Consider the following 22,928-nt stretch of genomic DNA (forward strand, 5'->3'; position numbering starts at 1 on the left):
ACCCGAGGGGGTGTGTGACTATAATGGCGCGCTTCCATTTTCCCGCTCGGGAGCCCCCGCGATGCTGCGTATCAGCCAAGAAGCTCTGACATTCGACGACATTCTCCTAGTGCCCGGTTATTCCGAGGTGCTTCCTAACGAAGTCAGTCTCAAGACCCGCCTTACCCGTGGCATCGAGCTGAATATTCCACTGGTTTCCGCCGCCATGGACACCGTCACTGAAGCCCGTCTGGCAATTGCCATGGCTCAGGAAGGTGGTATCGGTATCATCCACAAGAACATGACCATCGAGCAGCAAGCTGCCGAAGTGCGCAAGGTCAAGCGTTACGAAGCCGGTGTGGTCAAGGACCCGATCACCATCGACGCCGACGCCACCGTGCGCGAGTTGTTCGAACTGACCCGCATGCACAACATCTCCGGCGTTCCGGTACTGCACAATGGCGACCTGGTCGGCATTGTCACCTCCCGTGACGTGCGTTTCGAGAACCGTCTGGAAGCCACTGTCCGTGAAGTGATGACGCCTAAAGAGCGTCTGGTCACGGTCAAGGAAGGCGCCGACAAGAACGATGTGCGTGAACTGCTGCACAAGCACCGCATCGAGCGCGTGCTGATCGTCGACGACAAATTTGCCCTCAAAGGCATGATGACCGTCAACGACATCGAAAAAGCCAAAGCTTACCCGCTGGCCAGCAAGGACGATCAAGGTCGTCTGCGCGTGGGTGCTGCAGTCGGTACCGGTAAAGACACCGGTGACCGCGTTACCGCGCTGGTCGCCGCCGGTGTTGACGTGGTGGTGGTCGACACCGCCCATGGTCACTCCAAAGGCGTGATCGACCGCGTTCGCTGGGTCAAGCAGAACTTCCCTGAAGTGCAGGTGATCGGCGGCAACATCGCCACCGGCGCTGCTGCCAAGGCCCTGGCCGAAGCCGGCGCTGACGCCGTCAAGGTCGGTATCGGCCCTGGCTCGATCTGCACAACCCGTATCGTCGCCGGTGTCGGCGTGCCGCAAATCAGTGCCATCGCCAACGTCGCCGCTGCCCTTGAAGGCACTGGCGTTCCGTTGATCGCCGACGGCGGCATCCGTTTCTCCGGTGACCTGTCCAAGGCCATCGTAGCCGGTGCCTCCTGCGTGATGATGGGCTCGATGTTCGCCGGTACCGAAGAAGCGCCGGGCGAGATCGAACTGTTCCAGGGCCGTTCGTACAAGGCTTACCGCGGCATGGGTTCGCTGGGCGCCATGTCCCAGGCTCAAGGTTCCTCCGACCGTTACTTCCAGGACTCCTCGGCAGGCGCCGAGAAGCTGGTTCCGGAAGGCATCGAAGGCCGTGTGCCGTACAAGGGCACCCTGAGCGCGATCATCCATCAATTGATGGGCGGCCTGCGTTCTTCCATGGGCTACACCGGCAGTGCCAACATCGAAGAGATGCGCACCAAGCCTGAGTTCGTGCGGATCACCGGCGCCGGCATGGCCGAGTCCCACGTCCACGACGTGCAGATCACCAAGGAAGCGCCAAACTACCGCGTAGGTTGAGCCTTCAAGCAACAAGCTAAGCAACCGGGGCTGTTTTATTCAGCCCCGAGTTGTTTCTGAATCACGACTGTTTCCGAATTTTTTAGACGAGACTGAATCATGGCCCTCGACATTCACGCCCACCGCATCCTGATCCTCGACTTCGGTTCCCAGTACACCCAGCTGATCGCCCGTCGCGTGCGTGAAATCGGTGTTTACTGCGAGCTGCACCCGTTCGACATGGACGAAGATGCGATCCGCGAATTCGCTCCTAAAGGCGTCATCCTCGCCGGTGGCCCGGAGTCGGTTCACGAAGCCAACAGCCCTCGCTGCCCGCAAGCCGTTTTCGACCTGGGCGTGCCGGTCTTCGGTATCTGCTACGGCATGCAGACCATGGCCGAGCAACTGGGCGGCAAGGTTGAAGGTTCCGAGCTGCGTGAGTTCGGTTATGCCCGCGTTGACGTGGTTGGCAAGAGCCGTCTGCTCGACGGCATCGAAGACCACATCGACGCCGATGGCCTGTTCGGCCTCGACGTATGGATGAGCCACGGTGACAAGGTCACCAAGATGCCGGAAGACTTCCACATCCTGGCCAGCACCCCGAGCTGCCCGATCGCCGGCATGTTCAACGACGATCGTCGTTACTACGGCGTGCAGTTCCACCCGGAAGTGACCCACACCAAGCAGGGCGGTCGCATCCTGTCGCGCTTCATCCTCGACATCTGCGAGTGTGAAGCCCTGTGGACCCCGTCGAAGATCGCTGAAGACGCCATCGCCCAGGTTCGCGCCCAGGTCGGCACCGACAACGTCCTGCTCGGCCTGTCCGGCGGTGTGGACTCGTCCGTGGTTGCCGCGCTGCTGCACAAGGCGATCGGCGACCAGCTGACGTGCGTATTCGTCGACAACGGGCTGCTGCGCCTGCACGAGGGTGAGCAAGTGATGGCCATGTTCGCCGAGAACATGGGCGTCAAGGTGATCCGCGCCAACGCCGAAGAGCAGTTCCTGGGCAACCTGGCCGGTGAAGCCGACCCGGAGAAGAAACGCAAGATCATCGGCCGTACCTTCATCGACGTGTTCGATGCCGAATCCTGCAAGCTGGACAACATCAAGTACCTGGCCCAGGGCACCATCTACCCGGACGTGATCGAGTCGGCTGGCGCGAAAAGCGGCAAGGCCCACGTGATCAAGTCGCACCACAACGTGGGCGGCCTGCCGGAAGAGATGAACCTGAAGCTGGTCGAGCCTCTGCGCGAACTGTTCAAGGACGAAGTCCGTCGTCTGGGCCTGGAACTGGGCCTGCCGTACGACATGGTCTACCGTCACCCGTTCCCGGGCCCGGGCCTGGGTGTGCGCATCCTTGGCGAAGTGAAGAAGGAATACGCCGACCTGCTGCGTCGTGCCGACCACATCTTCATCGAAGAACTGCGCAAGGCCGACTGGTACCACAAGGTCAGCCAGGCATTCGTGGTGTTCCAGCCGGTGAAATCGGTTGGTGTTGTTGGCGACGGCCGTCGTTACGCCTGGGTCGTGGCCCTGCGTGCCGTGGAAACCATCGACTTCATGACCGCGCGTTGGGCGCACCTGCCTTACGAGCTGCTGGAAACCGTTTCCGGGCGCATCATCAATGAGATCGAAGGCATCTCCCGCGTCACCTACGACGTGTCGAGCAAGCCGCCAGCGACCATTGAGTGGGAGTGATCCCGCACCAGCCCTGAGGGGCTGATCGCAGGATAAAAAGCCGTGTGAACGAGAGTTCACGCGGCTTTTTGCATTGATGCAGGCGCTGCCTGCGGCCCGTCGTCACGCCCGCTTTGCTGTTGCTTTCGCAATTGCGGGTGTATCGTATTCGCCTTTTGCGGCCCCAGGGCCCGTCGTTGATCCGTGAGGTAGTTGAGTTCATGTCCTTTACCCGTCGCCAAATCCTCGGTGGCCTGGCCGGTCTTGTAGTCGTTGGTGTCGGTGCGGGGGGCGCGTCGCGGTACTGGTTGGGCAAGCGGGCCGATGCCGATGCGGGCCACGATTATGAGCTGATTGCGGCCCCACTGGACGTTGAGCTGGTGGCCGGGCACAAGACCCAGGCCTGGGCATTCGGCCCGTCGGCGCCGGGGACCGAGTTGCGCGCGCGTCAGGGGGATTGGCTGCGGGTACGCTTCATCAACCACTTGCCGGTTGCCACCACGATTCATTGGCACGGCATCCGCCTGCCGCTGGAAATGGACGGCGTGCCTTACGTGTCGCAGTTGCCGGTGTTGCCGGGGGAATACTTCGATTACAAATTCCGCGTGCCCGACGCCGGCAGCTACTGGTATCACCCGCACGTGAACAGCAGCGAAGAGCTCGGTCGTGGCCTGGTCGGCCCGCTGATTATCGAAGAGCGTGAGCCCACCGGTTTCAAGTATGAACAAACCTTGAGCCTGAAGAGCTGGCATGTCGACGACGTCGGCCAGTTCGTCGAGTTCAGCATTCCCCGTGAAGCCGCTCGTGGCGGTACGGCCGGGCGCCTGGCGACCATCAATGGCGTGCCGCAGGCGGTGATCGACTTGCCCGCCGGGCAGATCACCCGCGTACGCCTGCTCAACCTCGACAACACCCTGACCTATCGCCTGAATATTCCAGGCGTCGAAGCGCAGATCTATGCTTTGGATGGCAACCCCATCGAACCGCGTCCGCTGGGCAAGGAATACTGGCTGGGCCCCGGCATGCGCATCTGCCTGGCGATCAAGGCGCCGGCGGCCGGTGAAGAGTTGTCGTTGCGCAATGGCCCTGTACGCTTGGGTACGTTCCGCTCCGTCGCCAATAGCGACGCACCGACCCAATGGCCGCCCGCGCTGCCCGCCAACCCGATTGCCGAGCCGGACCTGGCCAATGCCGAGAAACTCAACTTCAATTTCGAATGGGTTGGCTCGGTCTCGGTCAATGTCGACAACGGCAGGCCACCCAGCCTGTGGCAGATCAATGGCAAGGCCTGGGATATTACCGACAAGACTTGCGCCGACCGGCCGATTGCCAAGCTTGAGAAGGGCAAGAGCTACATTTTCGAATTGAAGAACATGACTCAGTATCAGCATCCAATCCACTTGCACGGCATGAGCTTCAAGGTGATTGCCTCGAACCGGCACAAGGTCATCCCGTATTTCACCGACACTTACCTGCTGGGCAAGAACGAGCGCGCGCAAGTGGCACTGGTGGCGGATAATCCCGGCGTGTGGATGTTCCATTGCCATGTGATCGATCACATGGAAACCGGCCTGATGGCCGCTATCGAGGTGGCGTGATGCGTCAGATTCGTCCCGCCGCCATCATCGACCGCAGCCGAGACCGCGACTTCATGCGTGAAGCCTTGGCACTGGCTGCCCAAGGCGCTGCCCTGGGGGAAGTGCCGGTGGGCGCCGTGCTGGTGCAGGACGGTGAGATCATCGGGCGTGGCTACAACTGCCCGATCAGCGGCAGCGATCCCAGTGCCCACGCTGAAATGGTCGCAATCCGTGCCGCCGCCCAGGCCGTCAGCAACTATCGCCTCCCGGGCAGCACACTGTATGTGACGCTGGAGCCCTGCAGCATGTGCGCCGGGTTGATCGTGCATTCGCGCATTGCGCGGGTGGTGTATGGCGCGCTGGAGCCCAAGGCGGGGATCGTGCAGAGCCAGGGGCAGTTCTTTACCCAGGGCTTCTTGAATCACCGGGTGTTGTATGAGGGCGGGGTATTGGCGGAGGAATGCGGGGCGGTTTTGAGCGAGTTCTTCAAGGCCCGTAGAGCCAAGCCCGCCGAGTAAACACCGGTCCCTGTGGGAGCGAGCCTGCTCGCGAAAGCGGTATGTCTGCCACATCAATGCTGGATGTGCCACCGTCTTCGCGAGCAGGCTCGCTCCCACAGGGGATCTTCAGTAGGGTAGAGATTGGTTACTTGCGAGCGACGATCACCGCCCGCATCGGCGCCGGCAGGCCTTCGATGGTCTTGCTGTGATCCTCGGGATCAAGGAAGTCACTCAGCGACTGGTACTTCATCCACTCCGTCCCGCGCTGTTCTTCGACCGTGGTCACGCTCACGTCCACGCATTTCACATCAGTGAACCCGGCACGCCGCAGCCACAACTCCAGCGCCGGCACCGATGGCAGGAACCACACGTTGCGCATCTGCGCGTAACGGTCTTCCGGCACCAGCACCTGGTGTTTGTCGCCTTCGACCACCAGCGTCTCCAGCACCAGTTCACCGCCCTTGACCAGGCAATCTTTGAGCGCCAGCAAATGCTCGATTGGCGAGCGGCGGTGGTAGAACACGCCCATGGAAAACACTGTGTCGAAGCCTTCGAGGTTCGGCGGCAGGTCTTCGAACGGGAAGGGCAGGTGCCAGGCGTTCGGCTGTGACAAGTAGCGCTGCACGGCCTGGAACTGGCAGAAGAACAACCAGTTCGGATCGACCCCGATCACGCTGTCCGCGCCGGCCCCGAGCATGCGCCACATGTAATAGCCGTTGCCGCAGCCGACATCGAGGATACGCTTGCCCTTGAGGTCCAGGTGCGGGGCGACGCGCGACCATTTCCAGTCCGAGCGCCATTCGGTGTCGACGTGCACGCCGAACAGATCGAACGGGCCTTTGCGCCACGGCGACAAGCCCATCAGCGCGGTGCGCATTTGCGCGCGGGTGGCGTCGTCGCAATCGGTGTCCAGTTTCAAACCGTTCAGCAGGTCGACTTCGCTTGGCTGGATCGGCGGCAAGGCATCCAGCGCGCTTTGCCAACGTTCCAGGTCGCCGTGGCCCTTTTCCATTTTCTTGTCGAGTTGCTGCTGCAGGGTGTTGGCCCAATCGGCCAGCGGCGTGCCGGCCAGACGGCGAGCGAGGGGAGACAGATCAATCATGGCAAGGCAATCAACGAGGCAAAGTTAAGACACTGGAACCACGGCACGACTTTCGAGAACCCGGCGGCCAACAGGCGTTCGCGGTGTTCTTCGAGGCTGTCGGGCTTCATGACGTTTTCGATGGCGCTGCGCTTCTGGGCGATTTCCAGTTCGCTGTAGCCGTTGGCGCGCTTGAAGGCGACATGCAGGTCGGTGAGCAGCGCGTGCTCCTTTTCGTCTTCAAAACGCAGTTTTTCCGAGAGAATCAGGGCGCCACCGGGTAACAGCGATTGATGGATGCGCGTCAGCAACGCGGTGCGCTGATCCGGCGCGATGAATTGCAGGGTGAAATTCAGCGCCACCACCGAGGCCGGTTTGAATTCCAGGGCGAGGATGTCGCCCTCGATCACGTCCACCGGCAGCAACTCCTGGAACATCGAGTCCTGGCCGTTCAAGTATTCGCGGCATCGCTCGACCATGGCCGCGGAGTTATCCACAGCGACAACGCGACAACCCTCGGTGCGCACATGTCGACGCAGCGCCTGGGTCACTGCGCCCAGGGACGAACCGAGGTCGTAGAGCACGCTGCCCGGTTGGGCGAATTGCGCGGCGAGCACACCGAGATTCTCGACGATGGTCGGGTAACCCGGCACCGAGCGCTTGATCATGTCCGGGAACACCCGCACCACGTCCTCATTGAAGGCGAAGTCAGGCACCTGGGCCAAAGGCTGGGCGAAAAGGCGATCGGATTCTTTGCTCACGGCGGTTCCGGCGGTGTCGATGAAAAGGCCGGCATTTTAGCCTAGGTACCCGAGTGCCGCGACGGGATTTCGATAGCGTGTTGGCCTGATCGCTTAGCCAATGGGAGTGCCTTTGGCGCACTGTACGCCCACCTCGGCCAAGGCCTTTTGCAATTCCGCAACGGGATGGCCTAATGCTCGTGCTGCCTGCTCGGCGCCGCAAGCGGCGGTATCAAAGGTTTCGTCTTGACTCCAATAGCTGTGATTGGCCAGCGCGAACACCTGGAAAGCCTTGCGCTGATCCCAACTTGGTGTCTTGGACAATAAGCAGTAAGCCTTGTTGTAGACACCGCTGGAATAATGCGCATCCATTCCATTTACGTCGAACTCTGAGGCATGTTCGATGGAGTGCCCATCGGTGGACTGGTGACACATCTGACGGAGCCCGCCGAGATAACCGTAATCGCCGTCAGGCTTGGTAATGGAGCTCGCGATGACAAAATCACTTTTGCCGTTCCTGCGGTACTTGGCCGCCTCGCCGGACATGTCCGAAAACGCCTCATTAATTCCACCTTCCTGTGCCGAAGAATCTTCCAGGCCCGAGTTCTGCAAGGAAAAGCCATGACTGATCTCATGGGCAACGATGTCCTGGCTTACCATGGGATGAAACGACGTCGCTCCGGAGAGGAAAACCCCCATGTTCTCAGTTGTACTCCATCCCGCGCCATCGCCCTTGGCAGTTAAGAAGAGCATCTTCAGTCCGCCGATTATTGGCTGGACGCCCAGTATGTCTAGATACAAGTCTCTGGTAATAATCGTGTGGAAATATAAATCGTTGACCGGCGTGTAGCCGCCATTGATTGTCTCCTGAACGCTAAAAGGGCACGGAAATATCCAAGGGGGAGAGGGTACCTGGATAGTTCCGTAGAATATCTGGATGCCATTGTGATCGAACGAGCACGCATGGCCCCGTTGCGTGGAAGGCAACGTTGGACGCTCATTACCGTAGCGATACTCGCCAATCAGCACATTGCCACCGGGACCATAGGCAGGTCGAGTCTCCAGCGACGCAACGCCTTCCCACGATTTGAGTACTTCTCCGGTCGCGGCATCGATCAACCCGGTCGGGTTAGACGGGATCCCAGTCTTGGTCTTGGCATCGGTACTATAAGACACTCGATAAATCAGTCGCGCCTTGCTCTCATGACGTGGCTGATAGATAAAAAGTTTTGTACTTGTGAAGGTCGGTGCCTTGGATGTTTCGCCTTTTTTGATCCGCCATTGCTCTTGCAATACCTCTACTGCCTGATTTGCATCCAGCGCCGGTTCTACGTGGGGTAAATCGTGCTCAATCCCTTGCAGGTAGCGGCCGCTGGCATGGATGACCTGTCCTTGGGCATCGCGCTCAATAGCAACGCCATGGCCATATATGGATATGCCTCGGTAGGTCTGAGACATGCGTTGCACCGATCGTTTGCCAGCGAGTGCAATAGGCTCCCCCTTTGCTACAAGATGCAGTTCATCAAGCTTTAATGCGTATTGAGTGTGAGCATCTGAACCCACTCCCTTGTCGTCAACTTCCTCAATGGAAGCAGCGAGCGTGAAGAGCGGCAACATGATGGAAAGCGTGCCAAGTAGATGTGGTGCGAGACGGCCATACATAAGCGTTCCTTCATTGTCAGTAGGCGTTGAGTCATCCTGAGCGTGTCATGAAGTGTCGGCGTCTTACACCTGACAGAACTGATAGGTTTGCTTTCAATCGTAATGAGATAAGTTATTCGGTAGTTGTTTGCGGGGGAGGGAGCGTTAGCGGTGTACACCAATATGCACGCAAGTATGTGCATGAAACGAGCGTGTTCCTGAGCATGAGGGCTGTTGGCAATCTGTGTATTGCTAGCGCAGTTTTTGAGTGAACGCCGAGGCGGTGATGCCCCATTGCCCCAGCCAGTAGCTGAGGATGATCACATAGGGCGCCGCATCGAACGGCTCAACAAAGCGACTGATACCAATCATGCTGTCCGAGAACACAAACGCCACCGCGCCTGCTGCCGCCAACAGCGCCGAACGCTTGGGCACGTCGCTGCCGAGCCGCGCCAGCGCACGCCAGAGCATGGCGCTGATCGCCAGCCCGTAGACGATCACCGGAATCAGCAACGGCCCCAGCCCGTGAGAGATCAGAACTCCCAGCAGCACGACGCCGACGCTGAGGGCCAGGATCAGCGGCAACAGGGCCAGCCGCCTGCAGTCGCTCAAATAAGCCTTTAGATAGGCCAGATGGGCGACCAGGAACGCTCCGAGGCCAAACACGAACAAATCCCCCGGCCATGCCAGCAGCACGTCGCCGAGCAGGGAGAAAATCAACCCGAGGCTGATCCAGCGCCGATACTCGCCGGGCGGTGCGTCGTGCAGCCAGCCGAGCAGGGCCAGCACCGGCAGCGGCTTGACCAGCAGGCAAAGCAGTGCAGCGTGCACGCTCAGGCCGTAGAGAAAAGTCACCGCGCCCATCAGCGCCAGAATCAGCCAGCCCACGGTCAGTTGACCGAAATGGCGCAGTCGAAGGCATCCGCCGGCAGCACTTCCGGAGCCCAGGGTTGTTGCGAAGTCAGGCGTAGACGTCCCGTGCCAGTGGCAAAGGCCTGGAATCGCCAGGTGGAAACACCGGCAGCACCGACGACACCGGCATCTTCCGGGTTGCTGTAGACCTCAGGGCTGAGCGCGCGCAGCACACCACCGGCCGAATCCTGGATCGACCAGCGATAACCCGTGGTTGGATTGCTCGGCAGGGTCAGGATCAGGTTTTGCCCGTTGCTGAGTTTTACCGGGCATTCGCTTTGTTTTTCCACGGTCACGTTCTGTTTCGGCTGCGTGGCGCAGGCGGCCAGCAAGGCGAGGGCGAGGGGGACAAACAGGCGAGTGGGGGACATAGGCTCAGCGGCTCCAGCGTTCACGACGAACGGCGAGCATAACCGAGATAAGACAAATTGTGACAGCCAGGGAAAGAAGTGGTGTCAGGGCTGACGCCTTCGCTGGCAAGCCAGCGCCTACAATGGTTTGCGTTGAACACAAATTCAGTGTTCACCAAAGAACCCTGTAGGAGCTGGCTTGCCAGCGATAGCGGTAGCGCAGTCGCTACAGGAACATCAGAACAACACCTTCGCCACATCGGCGAACCGCTTGGCGAAATGCACGGTAATGCCTTCCTTCAGATACTCCGGCAATTCCTCGAAATTACCCCGGTTAGACTCCGGCAGAATCAGCTCGAAAATCTTCTGCCGGCGCGCCGCAATCACCTTCTCACGCACCCCGCCAATCGGCAGTACATGCCCGGTCAGCGTCAGTTCGCCGGTCATGGCCACGCCTTTTTTCGGTGGCTGGTTGCGGGCCAGGGACAGCAGGGCGCTGGCCATGGTCACACCGGCGCTCGGGCCGTCTTTCGGGGTGGCGCCTTCCGGAACGTGCAGGTGGACGAACGCTTCGTCGAAGAATTTCGGGTCACCGCCAAACGACTTCAGGTTGGAGCTGACGTAGCTGTAGGCAATTTCCGCCGACTCCTTCATCACCTCACCCAATTGCCCGGTGAGTTTGAAGCCGCGATTGAGGGTGTGAATGCGCGTCGCTTCGATCGGCAAGGTGGCGCCACCCATGCTGGTCCAGGCCAGGCCAGTGATCACGCCGATGCCGGAAAGTACCTGCTCGTTACGGAACACCGGTTTGCCCAGCGACGATTCGAGGTCTTTCGGGCCAATCTTGATCGTTGCCTGTGGATCTTCGAGCAGCTTCACCACGGCTTTGCGCACCAGTTTGCCGAGGTTTTTTTCCAGCTGGCGGACCCCGGCTTCACGGGCATAACCGTCGATCAGCGCCTTGAGGGCGCTGTCGCTGATGCTCAGGCTGCTTTTCGACACCCCAGCCTTCTCCAGTTGTTTTGGCCACAGGTGACGCTTGGCGATGGCGACTTTTTCTTCGGTGATGTAGCCCGACAGGCGGATCACTTCCATCCGGTCCAGCAAGGGGCCGGGAATCGAATCCAGGGTGTTGGCGGTGCAGACGAACAGCACTTTCGACAGGTCCATGCGCAGATCGAGGTAGTGGTCGAGGAATTCGACGTTCTGCTCCGGGTCGAGGGTTTCCAATAGCGCCGAGGCCGGGTCACCCTGATAGCTTTGGCCCATCTTGTCGATTTCATCGAGCATGATCACCGGGTTCATCACTTCGACGTCTTTGAGCGCCTGCACCAGTTTGCCCGGTTGCGCGCCGATGTACGTTCGGCGATGGCCCTTGATTTCAGCCTCGTCACGCATGCCGCCCACGCTGAAGCGGTAGAACGGTCGGCCAAGGGATTCGGCGATGGATTTGCCGACGCTGGTCTTACCCACGCCCGGCGGCCCCACCAGCAATACGATGGAACCGCTGATCTCGCCTTTGTAGGCACCGACCGCGAGAAACTCGAGGATGCGGTCCTTGATGTCGTCGAGGCCGGCGTGGTGGTTGTCCAGCACCTTGCGCGCGTGCTTGAGGTCGAGTTTGTCCTCACCGTACACGCCCCACGGCACCGAGGTCGCCCAATCGATGTAATTGCGGGTGACGGCGTACTCTGGCGAGCCGGTTTCGAGGATCGACAGCTTGTTCATCTCTTCTTCGAGGCGTTTCTGCACCTGCGCCGGCAGGACTTTGCCCACCAGTCGCTGCTCGAACTGTTCGAGGTCAGCGCTGCGGTCGTCCTTGGTCAGCCCCAGCTCCTGCTGGATGACCTTGAGTTGTTCCTTGAGGAAGAACTCGCGCTGGTGCTCACCGATCTTGCGGTTCACTTCAGCGGAAATCTCTTTTTGCAGGCGCGCGACTTCGACTTCCTTGCGCAGCATCGGCAGGACTTTTTCCATGCGCTTGAGCATCGGCACGCAGTCGAGCACTTCCTGCAGCTCGCTGCCGGTCGCCGATGTCAGGGCGGCGGCAAAGTCGGTCAGCGGCGACGGATCGTTGGGGCTGAAGCGGTTGAGGTAGTTCTTCAGCTCTTCGCTGTACAGCGGGTTGAGCGGTAGCAGTTCCTTGATCGCATTGATCAGCGCCATCCCGTAGGCCTTGACCTCGTCGGTCGGCTCGGTGGGCTGGTGCGGGTATTCGACTTCCACCAGGTACGGCGGGCGATGGTGCTTGAGCCAGGTCTTGAGGCGCACACGGGTCAGGCCCTGGGCGACGAATTGCAGTTTGCCGTTTTCGCGGCTGGCGTGGTGCACCTTGACCAGTGTGCCGTACAGCGGCAGGGCCGAGGTGTCGAAATGGCGCGGGTCTTCCTGGGGGGTGTCCATGTAGAACAGGGCCAGGGAGTGATGATCGGATTTGGCGACCAGGTCGAGGGTTTCAGCCCAGGGTTCTTCATTGACGATGACCGGCAGGACCTGGGCCGGGAAGAAGGGGCGGTTGTGAATCGGAATGATGTAGACCTTGTCCGGCAGGTTCTGGCCGGGCAGGGCCAGGCCCTTGCCGGTGGTGTGGTGTTCGGCGGCTTGCGGGTCGGCGTATTCGCTGGGGTCTTCGGGGAATGCTTGCTGGTCGCTCATGGGGCACCTGCGCAATGGAGTATGGGTCTTAGATGGGGCAGGCCTTGGGTGGTTTCAATGGGGGAGGGGATATTCGGGGAGCGTTCAGGATCTGCACAGGTCCTGGTCATCAGCCCGTTGCAGGCGTGGCGCGCAGGTCAGTGCGGGCAGCGTTCCCACGGTATGGGAACGCTAATCCGGCATCTTACGGGCGAATCTCGATCATCGTGCCGTCCGGCACCAGGTTCCAGATTTCGCGCATGTCCATGTTGCGCATGGCGATGCAGCCGTCGGTCCAGTCCAGGGTGTGGAACAGGTGCTCGGGGTTTTCTTCGGTGTCCGGGGTGCCATGGATCATGATCATGCCGCCGGGATCGACACCTTCGCGCCGTGAACGGGCGGAATCGGTGATGTTCGGATAGGAAATGTGCATCGCCAGGTTGAAGCGGTCGCTGACCTTGCGCCAGTCGATCCAGTAGAAACCTTCGGGCGTGCGTTTGTCGCCTTCCATCAGCTTCGCTCCCTTGGGCCGCTTGCCCAGGGAAATGCGGTAGGTCTTGAACGGCTTGCCGTCATTGATCAATTGCAATTGATGGGCAGACTTGAGAACCAGGATTTTCTCGATGACCTTGCCGTTCAGGGGTTCCATGGCGGTAGCCTGGGACACCGTGATGAACGACAAGCAGAAAAGGGCAAGCAACCAGCGCATTGAAACGATTCCCCAAGAGGTGTCGCGACTATATATATATTTATAGGTGTTTTTGCAGGCGCTGCCGAAGGTTCGGGCCGAGTTCGGACGATCGTAGTGCGCCTGGTAATGATACCAAGATGACATCAAATGATGACAGGCTGAACCAGCGGCGGGATCGATTCGGACCGGACGGGATAGACCTCGGTCCGCCGGTCAGCGAAGAAGCATTCTAAGGTACGGCCCACCGTGCGGAAAGCCAGCTCGTCCCAAGGGATGTCGGCTTCGTCGAATAGTTGCACTTCCAGGCTCTCGGGGCCTGCAGCAAAATCCAGGTCCGCCAGTTCGGCGCGGAAGAAGACGTGCACCTGGCTGATGTGCGGCACATCGATCAGCGTATAGATGCTCAGGTTGCGCACCCGGGCGCAGGCTTCCTCGGCGGTCTCGCGAATGGCCGCCTGCTCGATGGTCTCGCCGTTTTCCATGAAGCCGGCGGGCAGGGTCCAGTAGCCCCGGCGCGGCTCGATGGCGCGGCGGCACAACAACACCTGAGTGCCCCAGGTCGGCACGCAACCGGCGACGATGTTGGGGTTCTGGTAGTGAATGGTGTGACAGCTGTCGCAGACAAAACGCAGGCGAGAATCGCCCTCGGGAATGCGTTGGGTCACCGGGTTGCCGCACTGACTGCAAAATTTCATGCTTGGGTTCCTGAATGCTGCGCCTATCTTGGCGTGCGGCGGTGGCTGTCGGCAAGTTGTCGTTTCGCGACATGCCACTGTCCGGGGGGTTGGGCGACCGCGGCGATTGGTGCATGATGCAGGGTAAGGCACTGATCGAGAACACTCATGCTGGACGAGCTACTGCATCGGGTAAGTCACCACACACCGCGCACGCTGGAGACTGACCGACGTTTCCCCGAGGCCGCCGTCCTGGTGCCGATTACTCGCAGTGACGAGCCGGAATTGGTATTGACCCTGCGCGCCAGCGGGTTGTCGACCCATGGTGGCGAAGTCGCTTTCCCTGGTGGTCGACGCGACCCCGAAGACCCCGACCTGATTTTTACCGCCCTGCGCGAAGCCGAGGAAGAGATCGGCCTGCCACCGGGCCTGGTCGAAGTGATCGGCCCGCTTAGTCCGTTGATCTCCCTGCACGGCATCATGGTCACGCCCTATGTCGGGGTGATTCCGGATTTCGTCGAATACCGGGCCAACGATGCCGAGATCGCCGCCGTGTTCAATGTGCCCCTGGAGTTCTTCCGCAAGGACCCGCGCGAACATACCCATCGCATCGACTACCAGGGGCGCAGTTGGTATGTGCCGAGCTATCGCTATGGTGAATTCAAGATCTGGGGCCTGACGGCAATCATGATCGTAGAGTTGATCAATCTGCTCTATGACGCGAAAATCAGCCTGCACCAACCGCCGAAAAGTTTTATCAACACCTGAAAGCCATCACTCCAATGGCCTGAACTCGCCGCTGCCTGTGCCTTGAGGACAACACGATGAAATACCGCCTGGGCGACGCCCGTGTCGAGACCCACCCACAGAGCTGGGTCGCTCCCAATGCCGTGCTGGTGGGCAAGGTCAAACTGGAAGAGGGCGCCAACGTCTGGTTCAACGCCGTGCTGCGGGGCGACAACGAGCTGATCCTGATCGGCAAGAACAGCAACGTCCAGGATGGCACCGTGATGCATACCGACATGGGCTACCCGCTGACCATCGGTACCGGCGTGACCATCGGCCACAACGCCATGCTGCATGGCTGCACTGTAGGTGACTACAGCCTCATCGGCATCAATGCGGTGATCCTCAATGGCGCGAAAATCGGCAAGAACTGCATCATCGGCGCCAATTCGTTGATCGGCGAAGGCAAGGAGATACCGGACGGTTCGCTGGTCATGGGCTCGCCCGGCAAGGTGGTGCGCGAATTGACCGAGCCGCAGAAAAAGATGCTGGAAGCGAGCGCCGCTCACTACGTGCATAACTCGCAACGTTATGCCCGCGACCTGGCTGAGCAGGAAGAATGACGACGAGCGAACGACCGGTGGCATCGCCCTGCGTGAACATTTGCGCGCTGGATGACGATGACATTTGCACGGGCTGTCAGCGCACGGTGGAAGAGATCACCCGCTGGAGCCGGATGGACAACGAAGAGCGGCGCAAGGTATTGGGGTTGTGCCATGAACGGGCGAAGTCCAGTGGGTTGGTGTGGATGATTGGGGCAAGGCCCGATAAATGAGGCGACGCCTTCGCGAGCAAGCCCGCTCCTCCATTTGATTGATGTTGTTCATACATTCTGTGACCGGCACTGAATAATGTGGGAGCGGGCTTGCTCGCGAAGACGTCAGCACTGTCACCACCGCCTCCTCTGAAGTACCCTGTGCGCCAAATTGACAGGTACCCCCATGTTCTTCCTGATCGCCTACATCGGCAGCGTCGTGCTGATCAACTACGCCTTCTCCACTGCCCCGGACCTGGACATCATCTGGTCGGCGTGGGGCGGCCTGGTGTTCGTGTTGCGCGACATGGTGCAAACGCGCTTCGGCCATGGTGCGATTGCGGCGATGCTGGCGGCGCTGGTGCTGTCCTATATCACCTCCGACCCCTCCATTGCCCTGGCCAGCGCCACGGCGTTCGCGGTGTCGGAGTGTATCGACTGGCTGGTGTTCAGCATCACCCGGCGTCCGTTGCACGACCGCCTGTGGATAAGTTCGGCCCTGAGCATCCCCCTCGATACGTTCATCTTCTTCGGCATGATCGATGCGCTGACCCCGGGCGTCATTCTCACCGCCCTGGGCTCGAAGTTCGCTGGCGTCACAGCCGTCTGGCTGATCATGGCCTGGCGCTTGCGCAAACAGGCGCTCGTCAGCTGAGCCAAACCCTGCGGTTCATGTAAAATGCCGCGCTTTCTCCCCATGGGAAGCGCGCCAGGCGCCGCATCCCTCGATGATCCGCTTCTTGAGGACTTGAGATGACCCGTATCGGAACTCCATTGTCGCCCACCGCGACCCGCGTATTGATGTGTGGCTGTGGCGAACTGGGCAAGGAAGTGGTGATCGAGCTGCAACGCCTGGGCGTTGAAGTGATTGCCGTGGATCGCTACGCCAATGCGCCGGCCATGCAGGTAGCCCATCGCAGCCACGTGATCAACATGCTCGACGGCGCGGCGCTGCGCGCGGTGATCGAAGCCGAGAAGCCGCACTTCATCGTGCCGGAAATCGAAGCCATTGCTACCGCGACCCTGGTGGAACTGGAGGCTGAAGGCTTCACCGTGATCCCGACCGCGCGGGCTGCACAGCTGACCATGAACCGCGAAGGCATTCGTCGCCTGGCCGCCGAAGAGCTGGACCTGCCGACCTCGCCTTACCACTTCGCCGACACCTTCGAGGACTACAGCAAGGCCGTCGAGGACCTCGGTTTCCCGTGCGTGGTCAAGCCGGTGATGAGTTCGTCGGGCAAAGGCCAGAGCCTGCTGCGCAGCGTCGATGACGTGAAGACGGCCTGGGACTACGCCCAGGAAGGCGGGCGTGCCGGTAAAGGCCGGGTGATCGTCGAAGGTTTTATCGATTTCGATTATGAAATTACCCTGCTGACCGTGCGTCACGTCGGCGGCACTACCTTCTGCGCGCCGGTCGGCCATCGTCAGGAGAAGGGCGACTACCAGGAAAGCTGGCAGCCCCAGGCCATGAGCCCGGTAGCCCTGGCTGAATCCGAGCGCGTGGCCAAGGCCGTGACCGAGGCCCTGGGTGGGCGTGGCCTGTTTGGCGTCGAATTGTTCATCAAGGGTGATCAAGTGTGGTTCAGCGAAGTGTCGCCTCGCCCGCACGACACGGGCCTGGTCACCTTGATTTCCCAGGACCTGTCGCAGTTCGCCCTGCATGCGCGGGCGATTCTGGGGCTGCCGATCCCGTTGATCCGTCAGTTCGGCCCATCGGCCTCGGCGGTGATCCTGGTGGAAGGGCAGTCGACCCAGACCGCTTTCGCCAACCTCGGTGCGGCATTGAGCGAGCCGGATACGGCGTTGCGCCTGTTTGGCAAACCTGAAGTGAATGGCCAGCGCCGCATGGGTGTTGCCTTGGCTCGCGACGAGTCGATCGAAGCGGCTCGCGCCAAGGCGACCCGTGCATCCCAGGCTGTTGTAGTAGAGCTGTAACCGAGGCGCGGCATTCGCGAGCAAGCCCGCTCCCCCCCGGAGGACCGCGTTCTTTCAGAAAGAATCCGGTCCCCCCTGTGGAGGCGGGCTTGCTCGCGAAGCTTTTTACTTCAAGAAACCCGATTCAGGTCGTTGTTTCGCGTCTCCTTCAGGCACAGCACAGCAATCAGGCTGAGCACCGCTGCCCCCGACACATACCCGCCGACATAACTCAATCCCCCCATCGCCACCAGTTTCTGCGCAAAGAACGGTGCTGCCGAAGCCCCGACGATCCCGCCCAGGTTGTAGGCCGCCGATGCGCCGGTATACCGCACGTGGGTTGGAAACAGTTCTGGCAGCAGCGCACCCATCGGCGCAAAGGTCACGCCCATCAGGAACAGCTCGATGCACAGGAACAGCGCCACGCCCCAGGTCGATCCCTGGGTCAGCAGTGGTTCCATCAGGAAGCCGGACAGGATCGCCAAGACTCCGCCAATGATCAGCACCGGTTTGCGCCCGAAACGGTCGCTGGCCAAGGCCGACAGTGGTGTGGCAGCGGCCATGAACAGTACGGCGAAACACAGCAGGCCGAGGAAGGTTTCGCGGCTGTAGCCGAGTGTCGCCACGCCGTAACTCAGCGAGAACACGGTCGAGATGTAGAACAGCGCATAGCACACCACCATCGAGCCGGCGCCCAGTAACACCGGTACCCAGTATTGGCTGAACAGCTCCACCAGCGGGATCTTCACCCGTTCCTGGCGCGCCATGGCGTTGGCGAATACCGGCGTTTCGTGAAGCTTGAGGCGCACGTACAGGCCGACCATCACCAGCGCAGCGCTGAGCAGGAAGGGAATCCGCCAGCCCCACGCGCGAAACTGTTCATCGTCCAGCCCCATGGCCAAGGTCAGGAACAGGCCGTTGGCTGCGAGAAAGCCGATGGACGGGCCCAGTTGCGGAAACATGCCGAACCATGCGCGCTTGCCCTTGGGCGCATTCTCCGTGGCGAGCAAGGCGGCTCCGCCCCATTCGCCGCCCAGTCCCAGGCCCTGGCCGAAGCGCAGCACGCACAGCAGGATCGGCGCCCAGGCGCCGATGCTGTCGTAACCCGGGAGTACGCCGATCAGCGTGGTGCACACGCCCATCAGCAACAGTGAAGCGACCAGGGTCGATTTACGCCCGATGCGGTCGCCGAAGTGGCCGAATAACGCCGACCCCAGGGGTCGGGCAAGAAATGCGATGCCGAACGTGAGGAAGGCCGAGAGCATCTGGGCCGTACCGGAGGTCTGTGGAAAGAACACCGGGCCAATCACCAACGCGGCGGCTGTGGCGTACACATAGAAATCGTAGAACTCGATGGCCGTGCCGATGAAGCTCGCGGTGGCCACGCGGCTGGCGGAGTTCACCGGTTGTGCGGGAGTGGATTCGTCGTAGGTTGTGCTGGTCGTCATGCGGTTATCCCTGACAGTCATGGGCCCCAGTGGAGCGAATTATTATGGTCGATTACCCAGGGATGTGGGTGGAGGCGCGGTCGCTGCTCCAGGTAGGAGCAGGCGTCGGTTTGTAGCGGACGTTTCTGGTGGTCAGGCCGGACCTGGCGGTGTGCAGGGTAAGCACGGGGCGGCGAGGCTTGGGTAAGCGGCTCGATTATAGGAAGGTGGCTAACGATTCAACAAGGGCAACGGCTATTGGATTGATGCAATAGCCGGTACAGAACTGGTATGCCAGATCAATACCTGTGTCACCCGATTGTCCTCAGTCTCGAGAATTTCCAGGCGATAACGCCCGATTTTCAGGCAGACAGGGCAGTCCGGAATGGTTTCCAGTGCTTCGGTCACCAGGCCGTTGAGGGTTTTCGGGCCGTCGCTGGGCAAGTGCCAGCCGAGGCTCTTGTTCAGCTCGCGGATCGAGGCGGCGCCGTCGATCACCAGGCGTCCATCGGCCTGGGGATGGATATGCGGGTTGTCCAGGCTTTGCTGGCTTTCGAATTCGCCGACGATTTCTTCGAGAATGTCTTCCAGGGTGACGATGCCCAGCACTTCGCCGTACTCGTCGACCACCATCCCCAGGCGCCGCTGCTGCTTGTGGAAGTTCAGCAGTTGCAGTTGCAGCGGGGTGCTTTCGGGGACGAAATAGGGTTCGCGACAGGCTGCCAGCAGCGCTTCCAGGGTCAGGCTGCCATCGGGGAGCAAATGGCCGATTTGCCGGGTGTTGAGTACTGCTTCGACCTGGTTGATGTCGCTGTGAAACACCGGCAGGCGCGTGCGCTGGTTGTGGCGCAGTTGCTCGATGATGTCTTCGATCGGGTCGTCGAGGTTGATCCCGTCAACCTCGCTGCGTGGCACCAGGATGTCATTGACCGTGATGTTGTCGAGCGCATGGATGCCCGGTAGCGGGTGCGGGCGGTTGACGGCCTGTTCGTGATGGTCGTGCCGCTCCGGTGCCAGGTCGTCTTCGCTCTGTTGCACGACGCTGGCTTTGCGGGCGAACGGGCGTATCAGCAACTGGCTGATTGCATTGAGTAGCCACGCCGCTGGGTAGATAAGCTTCAGTGGCACGCGGAGCAGGTTGTTGCCCAAGGCCAGGATCGCGTCAGGATGGCGGACGGCGAGGGCACGGGGCAGGTAGTCGGCGAGAACCAGCAGAAGGGCGCCCGCGCCGAGACAGGCCAGCCACGGGCCGTTTTCGGCCCAGGTGAAAATCGCCAGCAGGGTACAAATGACCAGTACCAGGGCGCGGCACAGGGTATTGCAAAAAATCAGGCTGACGAGGGGGAAACTCAACCGGGCCAGCGGCTTGTCGCTTGCACGCGAGGCTGTGCGCTGGGCCAGCAAATGCTGCTGCGCGGCTTCTATGGCAGTAAACAGGCCTGACCATAAAATCAGCAAGGCTACTACTGCAAGCATCGGCCCTATGGGCAAGTCGTCCATTAATGCCGCCCGTCAGATGTGCAGGATGTATTCGCGAACCAGCTTGCTGCCGAAATACGCCAGCATCAGCAGGCAGAAGCCGGCCAGGGTCCAGCGGATGGCCTTGTGACCGCGCCAGCCAAGGCGGTTACGGCCCCAAAGCAGCACGCTGAAGACGATCCAGGCCAGGCAGGCCAGCAAGGTCTTGTGCACCAGGTGCTGGGCGAACAGGTTTTCGACAAACAGCCAGCCGGAGATCAGCGATAGCGACAACAGCGTCCAGCCGGCCCAGAGGAAGCCGAACAGCAGGCTTTCCATGGTTTGCAGCGGCGGGAAGTTCTTGATCAGCCCGGACGGGTGCTTGTGCTTGAGCTGGTGATCCTGAAGCAACAGCAGCAGCGACTGGAACACGGCAATGGTGAACATGCCGTAGGAGAGGATCGACAACAGGATGTGGGCAAGAATGCCGGGTTCTTCGTCGATGATCTGCACGGTGCCCGCGGGAGCAAACTGCGCCAGCAGCACGGTCAATGCGCCCAGGGGGAACAGCAGGACCAGCAGGTTCTCCACCGGTATTCGTGAGCAGGCCAGCAGGGTCAAGGCGATGACTGCAGCGGCAATCAGGCTGGCGGCACTGAAAAAGTCCAGGCCCAGGCCAATCGGGGTCAGCAGGTGGGTCACCAGGCTGGCGCTGTGGGCCAGCACCGCAAGCACGCCGAGCGTAACCAGCAGGCGCTTGTTGGCCTTGGCGCCGGTGGCCAGGCGAGTGCCTTGATAGATAGTCGCAGCGGCATACAAGCAGGCGGCGGCGAGGGTGGTAAGCAAACTGGGTGACAAGGGGAGCATAAGTCCTGTTAGGCAAGCCCGAAAGGCGCTGAGTTTGGCATAGAACCCACGCGACACGAAAGTGCGAGGTGTCCGCCAGACGCAGTCTTCGCTATAATCCGCGACCTGCCCACGCCGCAGGCTCGCCGAGCACACGTTTAGTCCGGTCTGGGCCGCCATTATCCCGGTCTACACAGGGCCTGAAAGGATCGCGCAATGTTTGAAAACTTAACCGACCGTCTCTCGCAGACGCTGCGCCATGTCACCGGCAAGGCCAAGCTGACCGAAGACAACATCAAAGACACCCTGCGCGAAGTGCGCATGGCGTTGCTCGAAGCCGACGTCGCCCTGCCGGTGGTGAAGGACTTCGTCAATTCGGTCAAGGAACGCGCTGTCGGCACCGAGGTGTCGCGCAGCCTGACGCCGGGCCAGGCCTTCGTGAAGATCGTCCAGGCCGAACTCGAAAGCCTGATGGGCGCGGCCAACGAAGACTTGAACCTGAGCGCCGTGCCGCCGGCGGTCATCCTGATGGCCGGTTTGCAGGGTGCGGGTAAGACCACCACCGCCGGCAAACTGGCGCGCTTCCTTAAAGAGCGCAAGAAGAAGTCGGTCTTGGTCGTGTCCGCGGACGTTTATCGTCCGGCGGCGATCAAACAGCTGGAAATGCTCGCCGGTGAAGTCGGCGTTACCTTCTTCCCGTCCGACCTGAGCCAGAAGCCGGTCGAGATCGCGCAAGCCGCTATCAAGGAAGCAAAGCTCAAATTCATCGACGTGGTCATCGTCGATACCGCCGGTCGCCTGCACATCGATGAAGAGATGATGGGCGAGATCAAGGCGCTGCATGCCGCGATCAATCCGGTCGAGACCTTGTTCGTGGTCGACGCCATGACCGGCCAGGACGCCGCCAACACGGCCAAGGCCTTCGGCGACGCGCTGCCACTGACCGGCGTGATCCTGACCAAGGTCGACGGCGATGCCCGTGGCGGTGCCGCCCTGTCGGTGCGCGCCATCACCGGCAAGCCGATCAAGTTCATCGGTATGGGCGAGAAGAGCGAAGCGCTCGACCCATTCCACCCTGAGCGTATCGCCTCGCGCATCCTCGGCATGGGCGACGTGCTCAGCCTCATCGAGCAGGCGGAAGCGACCCTCGATAAAGACAAGGCCGACAAACTGGCCAAGAAGCTGAAGAAGGGCAAGGGCTTCGACCTCGAAGACTTCCGTGACCAGCTGCAACAGATGAAGAACATGGGCGGCCTTGGCGGCCTCATGGACAAACTGCCGAACATGGGCGGTGTAAACCTGGCGCAGATGGGCAATGCCCAGAGTGCGGCAGAAAAACAATTCAAGCAGATGGAAGCCATCATCAATTCCATGACGCCGGCCGAACGCCGTGACCCTGAGCTGATCAGCGGTTCGCGCAAGCGCCGTATCGCCATGGGCTCCGGCACCCAGGTGCAGGACATCGGTCGCTTGATCAAGCAGCACAAGCAGATGCAAAAGATGATGAAGAAATTCTCCGCGAAAGGCGGAATGGCCAAGATGATGCGCGGCATGGGCGGTATGTTGCCCGGCGGCGGCATGCCGAAGATGTAAAGAATTCGCGCTGGAGCTTGCTCTGGCGCAGCCCACAGGGAAGTGGGATTCACAGCAAACCCGCACTTGGCGGGAGCTGACCGGCCGTTATCAACGACGGCTCTATAGCAAATCTGGATGGCGTCCGATAGGCCGCCGGAAAAAGTCATTTGCAAAAGTCCGG

21 protein-coding genes are annotated in these 22,928 nt (G+C 60.7%); 10 read left to right on the plus strand and 11 right to left on the minus strand.

Annotation, left to right across the window (positions count from 1 at the left end):
- Nucleotides 1-61 precede the first annotated feature (61 nt).
- The 4 genes from guaB (at nt 62) to tadA (ending at nt 5,282) form a co-directional block, all read left to right on the plus strand.
- Entirely contained in the window at nt 62-1,531 is a 1,470-nt protein-coding gene (gene guaB, locus BKX96_RS01700; protein ID WP_046820378.1) for an IMP dehydrogenase, read from the plus strand.
- A 99-nt stretch (nt 1,532-1,630) separates the two neighbouring features.
- Nucleotides 1,631-3,208: a glutamine-hydrolyzing GMP synthase gene (guaA, locus tag BKX96_RS01705; protein ID WP_046820377.1), complete on the plus strand. Its 1,578-nt coding sequence runs from the start codon at nt 1,631-1,633 to the stop codon at nt 3,206-3,208.
- Between the two features lie 200 nt (nt 3,209-3,408).
- The gene (locus BKX96_RS01710) at nt 3,409-4,785 is read left to right on the plus strand and encodes a multicopper oxidase family protein (protein ID WP_046820412.1); all 1,377 of its coding nucleotides are present in this window, start codon (nt 3,409-3,411) and stop codon (nt 4,783-4,785) included.
- Nucleotides 4,785-5,282, plus strand: a complete 498-nt coding sequence (tadA, locus tag BKX96_RS01715; RefSeq protein WP_077182507.1) for a tRNA adenosine(34) deaminase TadA — start codon at nt 4,785-4,787, stop codon at nt 5,280-5,282. The genes BKX96_RS01710 and tadA overlap by 1 nt, the downstream gene beginning before the upstream one ends.
- Nucleotides 5,283-5,409: 127 nt before the next feature.
- Here the strand turns inward: tadA and cmoB are convergent, their stop codons facing one another.
- The 8 genes from cmoB to BKX96_RS01755 all read right to left on the minus strand — a co-directional run bounded on the left by cmoB (nt 5,410) and on the right by BKX96_RS01755 (nt 14,008).
- Nucleotides 5,410-6,366, minus strand: a complete 957-nt coding sequence (cmoB, locus tag BKX96_RS01720; protein ID WP_046820375.1) for a tRNA 5-methoxyuridine(34)/uridine 5-oxyacetic acid(34) synthase CmoB — start codon at nt 6,364-6,366, stop codon at nt 5,410-5,412.
- Complete coding sequence (gene cmoA / locus BKX96_RS01725; RefSeq protein ID WP_046820374.1) at nt 6,363-7,106, minus strand: carboxy-S-adenosyl-L-methionine synthase CmoA; 744 nt, start codon at nt 7,104-7,106, stop codon at nt 6,363-6,365. Before cmoA ends, cmoB begins: the two co-directional genes overlap by 4 nt.
- Nucleotides 7,107-7,199: 93 nt before the next feature.
- Complete coding sequence (locus BKX96_RS01730) at nt 7,200-8,747, minus strand: M4 family metallopeptidase (RefSeq protein WP_077182508.1); 1,548 nt, start codon at nt 8,745-8,747, stop codon at nt 7,200-7,202.
- A 231-nt stretch (nt 8,748-8,978) separates the two neighbouring features.
- On the minus strand, nt 8,979-9,614 hold the full coding sequence (locus BKX96_RS01735; protein ID WP_046820373.1) for a lysoplasmalogenase: 636 nt from the start codon (nt 9,612-9,614) through the stop codon (nt 8,979-8,981).
- A 2-nt stretch (nt 9,615-9,616) separates the two neighbouring features.
- Nucleotides 9,617-10,009, minus strand: a complete 393-nt coding sequence (locus BKX96_RS01740) for a protease inhibitor I42 family protein (RefSeq protein WP_046820372.1) — start codon at nt 10,007-10,009, stop codon at nt 9,617-9,619.
- A 216-nt stretch (nt 10,010-10,225) separates the two neighbouring features.
- The gene (lon, locus tag BKX96_RS01745; RefSeq protein ID WP_046820371.1) at nt 10,226-12,643 is read right to left on the minus strand and encodes an endopeptidase La; all 2,418 of its coding nucleotides are present in this window, start codon (nt 12,641-12,643) and stop codon (nt 10,226-10,228) included.
- Between the two features lie 184 nt (nt 12,644-12,827).
- Nucleotides 12,828-13,331, minus strand: coding sequence for a L,D-transpeptidase family protein (locus BKX96_RS01750; RefSeq protein ID WP_046820370.1), 504 nt, complete (start codon nt 13,329-13,331; stop codon nt 12,828-12,830).
- Nucleotides 13,332-13,456: 125 nt separating this feature from the next.
- Nucleotides 13,457-14,008: an NUDIX hydrolase gene (locus tag BKX96_RS01755; protein WP_046820369.1), complete on the minus strand. Its 552-nt coding sequence runs from the start codon at nt 14,006-14,008 to the stop codon at nt 13,457-13,459.
- A 147-nt stretch (nt 14,009-14,155) separates the two neighbouring features.
- Between BKX96_RS01755 and BKX96_RS01760 the strand changes: the two genes are divergently transcribed.
- The 5 genes from BKX96_RS01760 (at nt 14,156) to purT (ending at nt 17,462) form a co-directional block, all read left to right on the plus strand.
- Nucleotides 14,156-14,755 (plus strand): CoA pyrophosphatase, encoded by a 600-nt coding sequence (locus BKX96_RS01760; protein ID WP_046820368.1) that lies wholly within the window; start codon nt 14,156-14,158, stop codon nt 14,753-14,755.
- A 56-nt stretch (nt 14,756-14,811) separates the two neighbouring features.
- On the plus strand, nt 14,812-15,336 hold the full coding sequence (locus tag BKX96_RS01765; protein WP_027924900.1) for a gamma carbonic anhydrase family protein: 525 nt from the start codon (nt 14,812-14,814) through the stop codon (nt 15,334-15,336).
- A complete protein-coding gene (locus BKX96_RS01770) occupies nt 15,333-15,548 on the plus strand; it encodes a DUF1289 domain-containing protein (protein ID WP_077182509.1) in 216 nt (71 codons plus the stop codon). Before BKX96_RS01765 ends, BKX96_RS01770 begins: the two co-directional genes overlap by 4 nt.
- A 166-nt stretch (nt 15,549-15,714) precedes the next feature.
- On the plus strand, nt 15,715-16,182 hold the full coding sequence (locus BKX96_RS01775) for a preQ0 transporter (protein ID WP_046820366.1): 468 nt from the start codon (nt 15,715-15,717) through the stop codon (nt 16,180-16,182).
- A gap of 98 nt (nt 16,183-16,280) precedes the next feature.
- Entirely contained in the window at nt 16,281-17,462 is a 1,182-nt protein-coding gene (gene purT, locus BKX96_RS01780) for a formate-dependent phosphoribosylglycinamide formyltransferase (RefSeq protein WP_046820365.1), read from the plus strand.
- A 110-nt stretch (nt 17,463-17,572) separates the two neighbouring features.
- On the opposite strand, the gene BKX96_RS01785 is transcribed toward purT, so the two are convergent.
- From BKX96_RS01785 to BKX96_RS01795, 3 genes are all read right to left on the minus strand, one after another.
- Complete coding sequence (locus BKX96_RS01785) at nt 17,573-18,889, minus strand: MFS transporter (protein ID WP_046820364.1); 1,317 nt, start codon at nt 18,887-18,889, stop codon at nt 17,573-17,575.
- A gap of 234 nt (nt 18,890-19,123) precedes the next feature.
- Nucleotides 19,124-20,368, minus strand: a complete 1,245-nt coding sequence (locus BKX96_RS01790) for a transporter associated domain-containing protein (protein WP_077182510.1) — start codon at nt 20,366-20,368, stop codon at nt 19,124-19,126.
- Nucleotides 20,369-20,380: 12 nt separating this feature from the next.
- On the minus strand, nt 20,381-21,193 hold the full coding sequence (locus BKX96_RS01795) for a cytochrome C assembly family protein (RefSeq protein WP_046820362.1): 813 nt from the start codon (nt 21,191-21,193) through the stop codon (nt 20,381-20,383).
- A 195-nt stretch (nt 21,194-21,388) separates the two neighbouring features.
- Here BKX96_RS01795 and ffh point away from each other — a divergent pair, with 195 nt between their 5' ends.
- The gene (gene ffh, locus BKX96_RS01800; RefSeq protein ID WP_077182511.1) at nt 21,389-22,765 is read left to right on the plus strand and encodes a signal recognition particle protein; all 1,377 of its coding nucleotides are present in this window, start codon (nt 21,389-21,391) and stop codon (nt 22,763-22,765) included.
- Nucleotides 22,766-22,928 lie beyond the last annotated feature (163 nt).

Source organism: Pseudomonas putida (assembly GCF_001976065.1).
Lineage (GTDB): Bacteria > Pseudomonadota > Gammaproteobacteria > Pseudomonadales > Pseudomonadaceae > Aquipseudomonas > Aquipseudomonas serbica.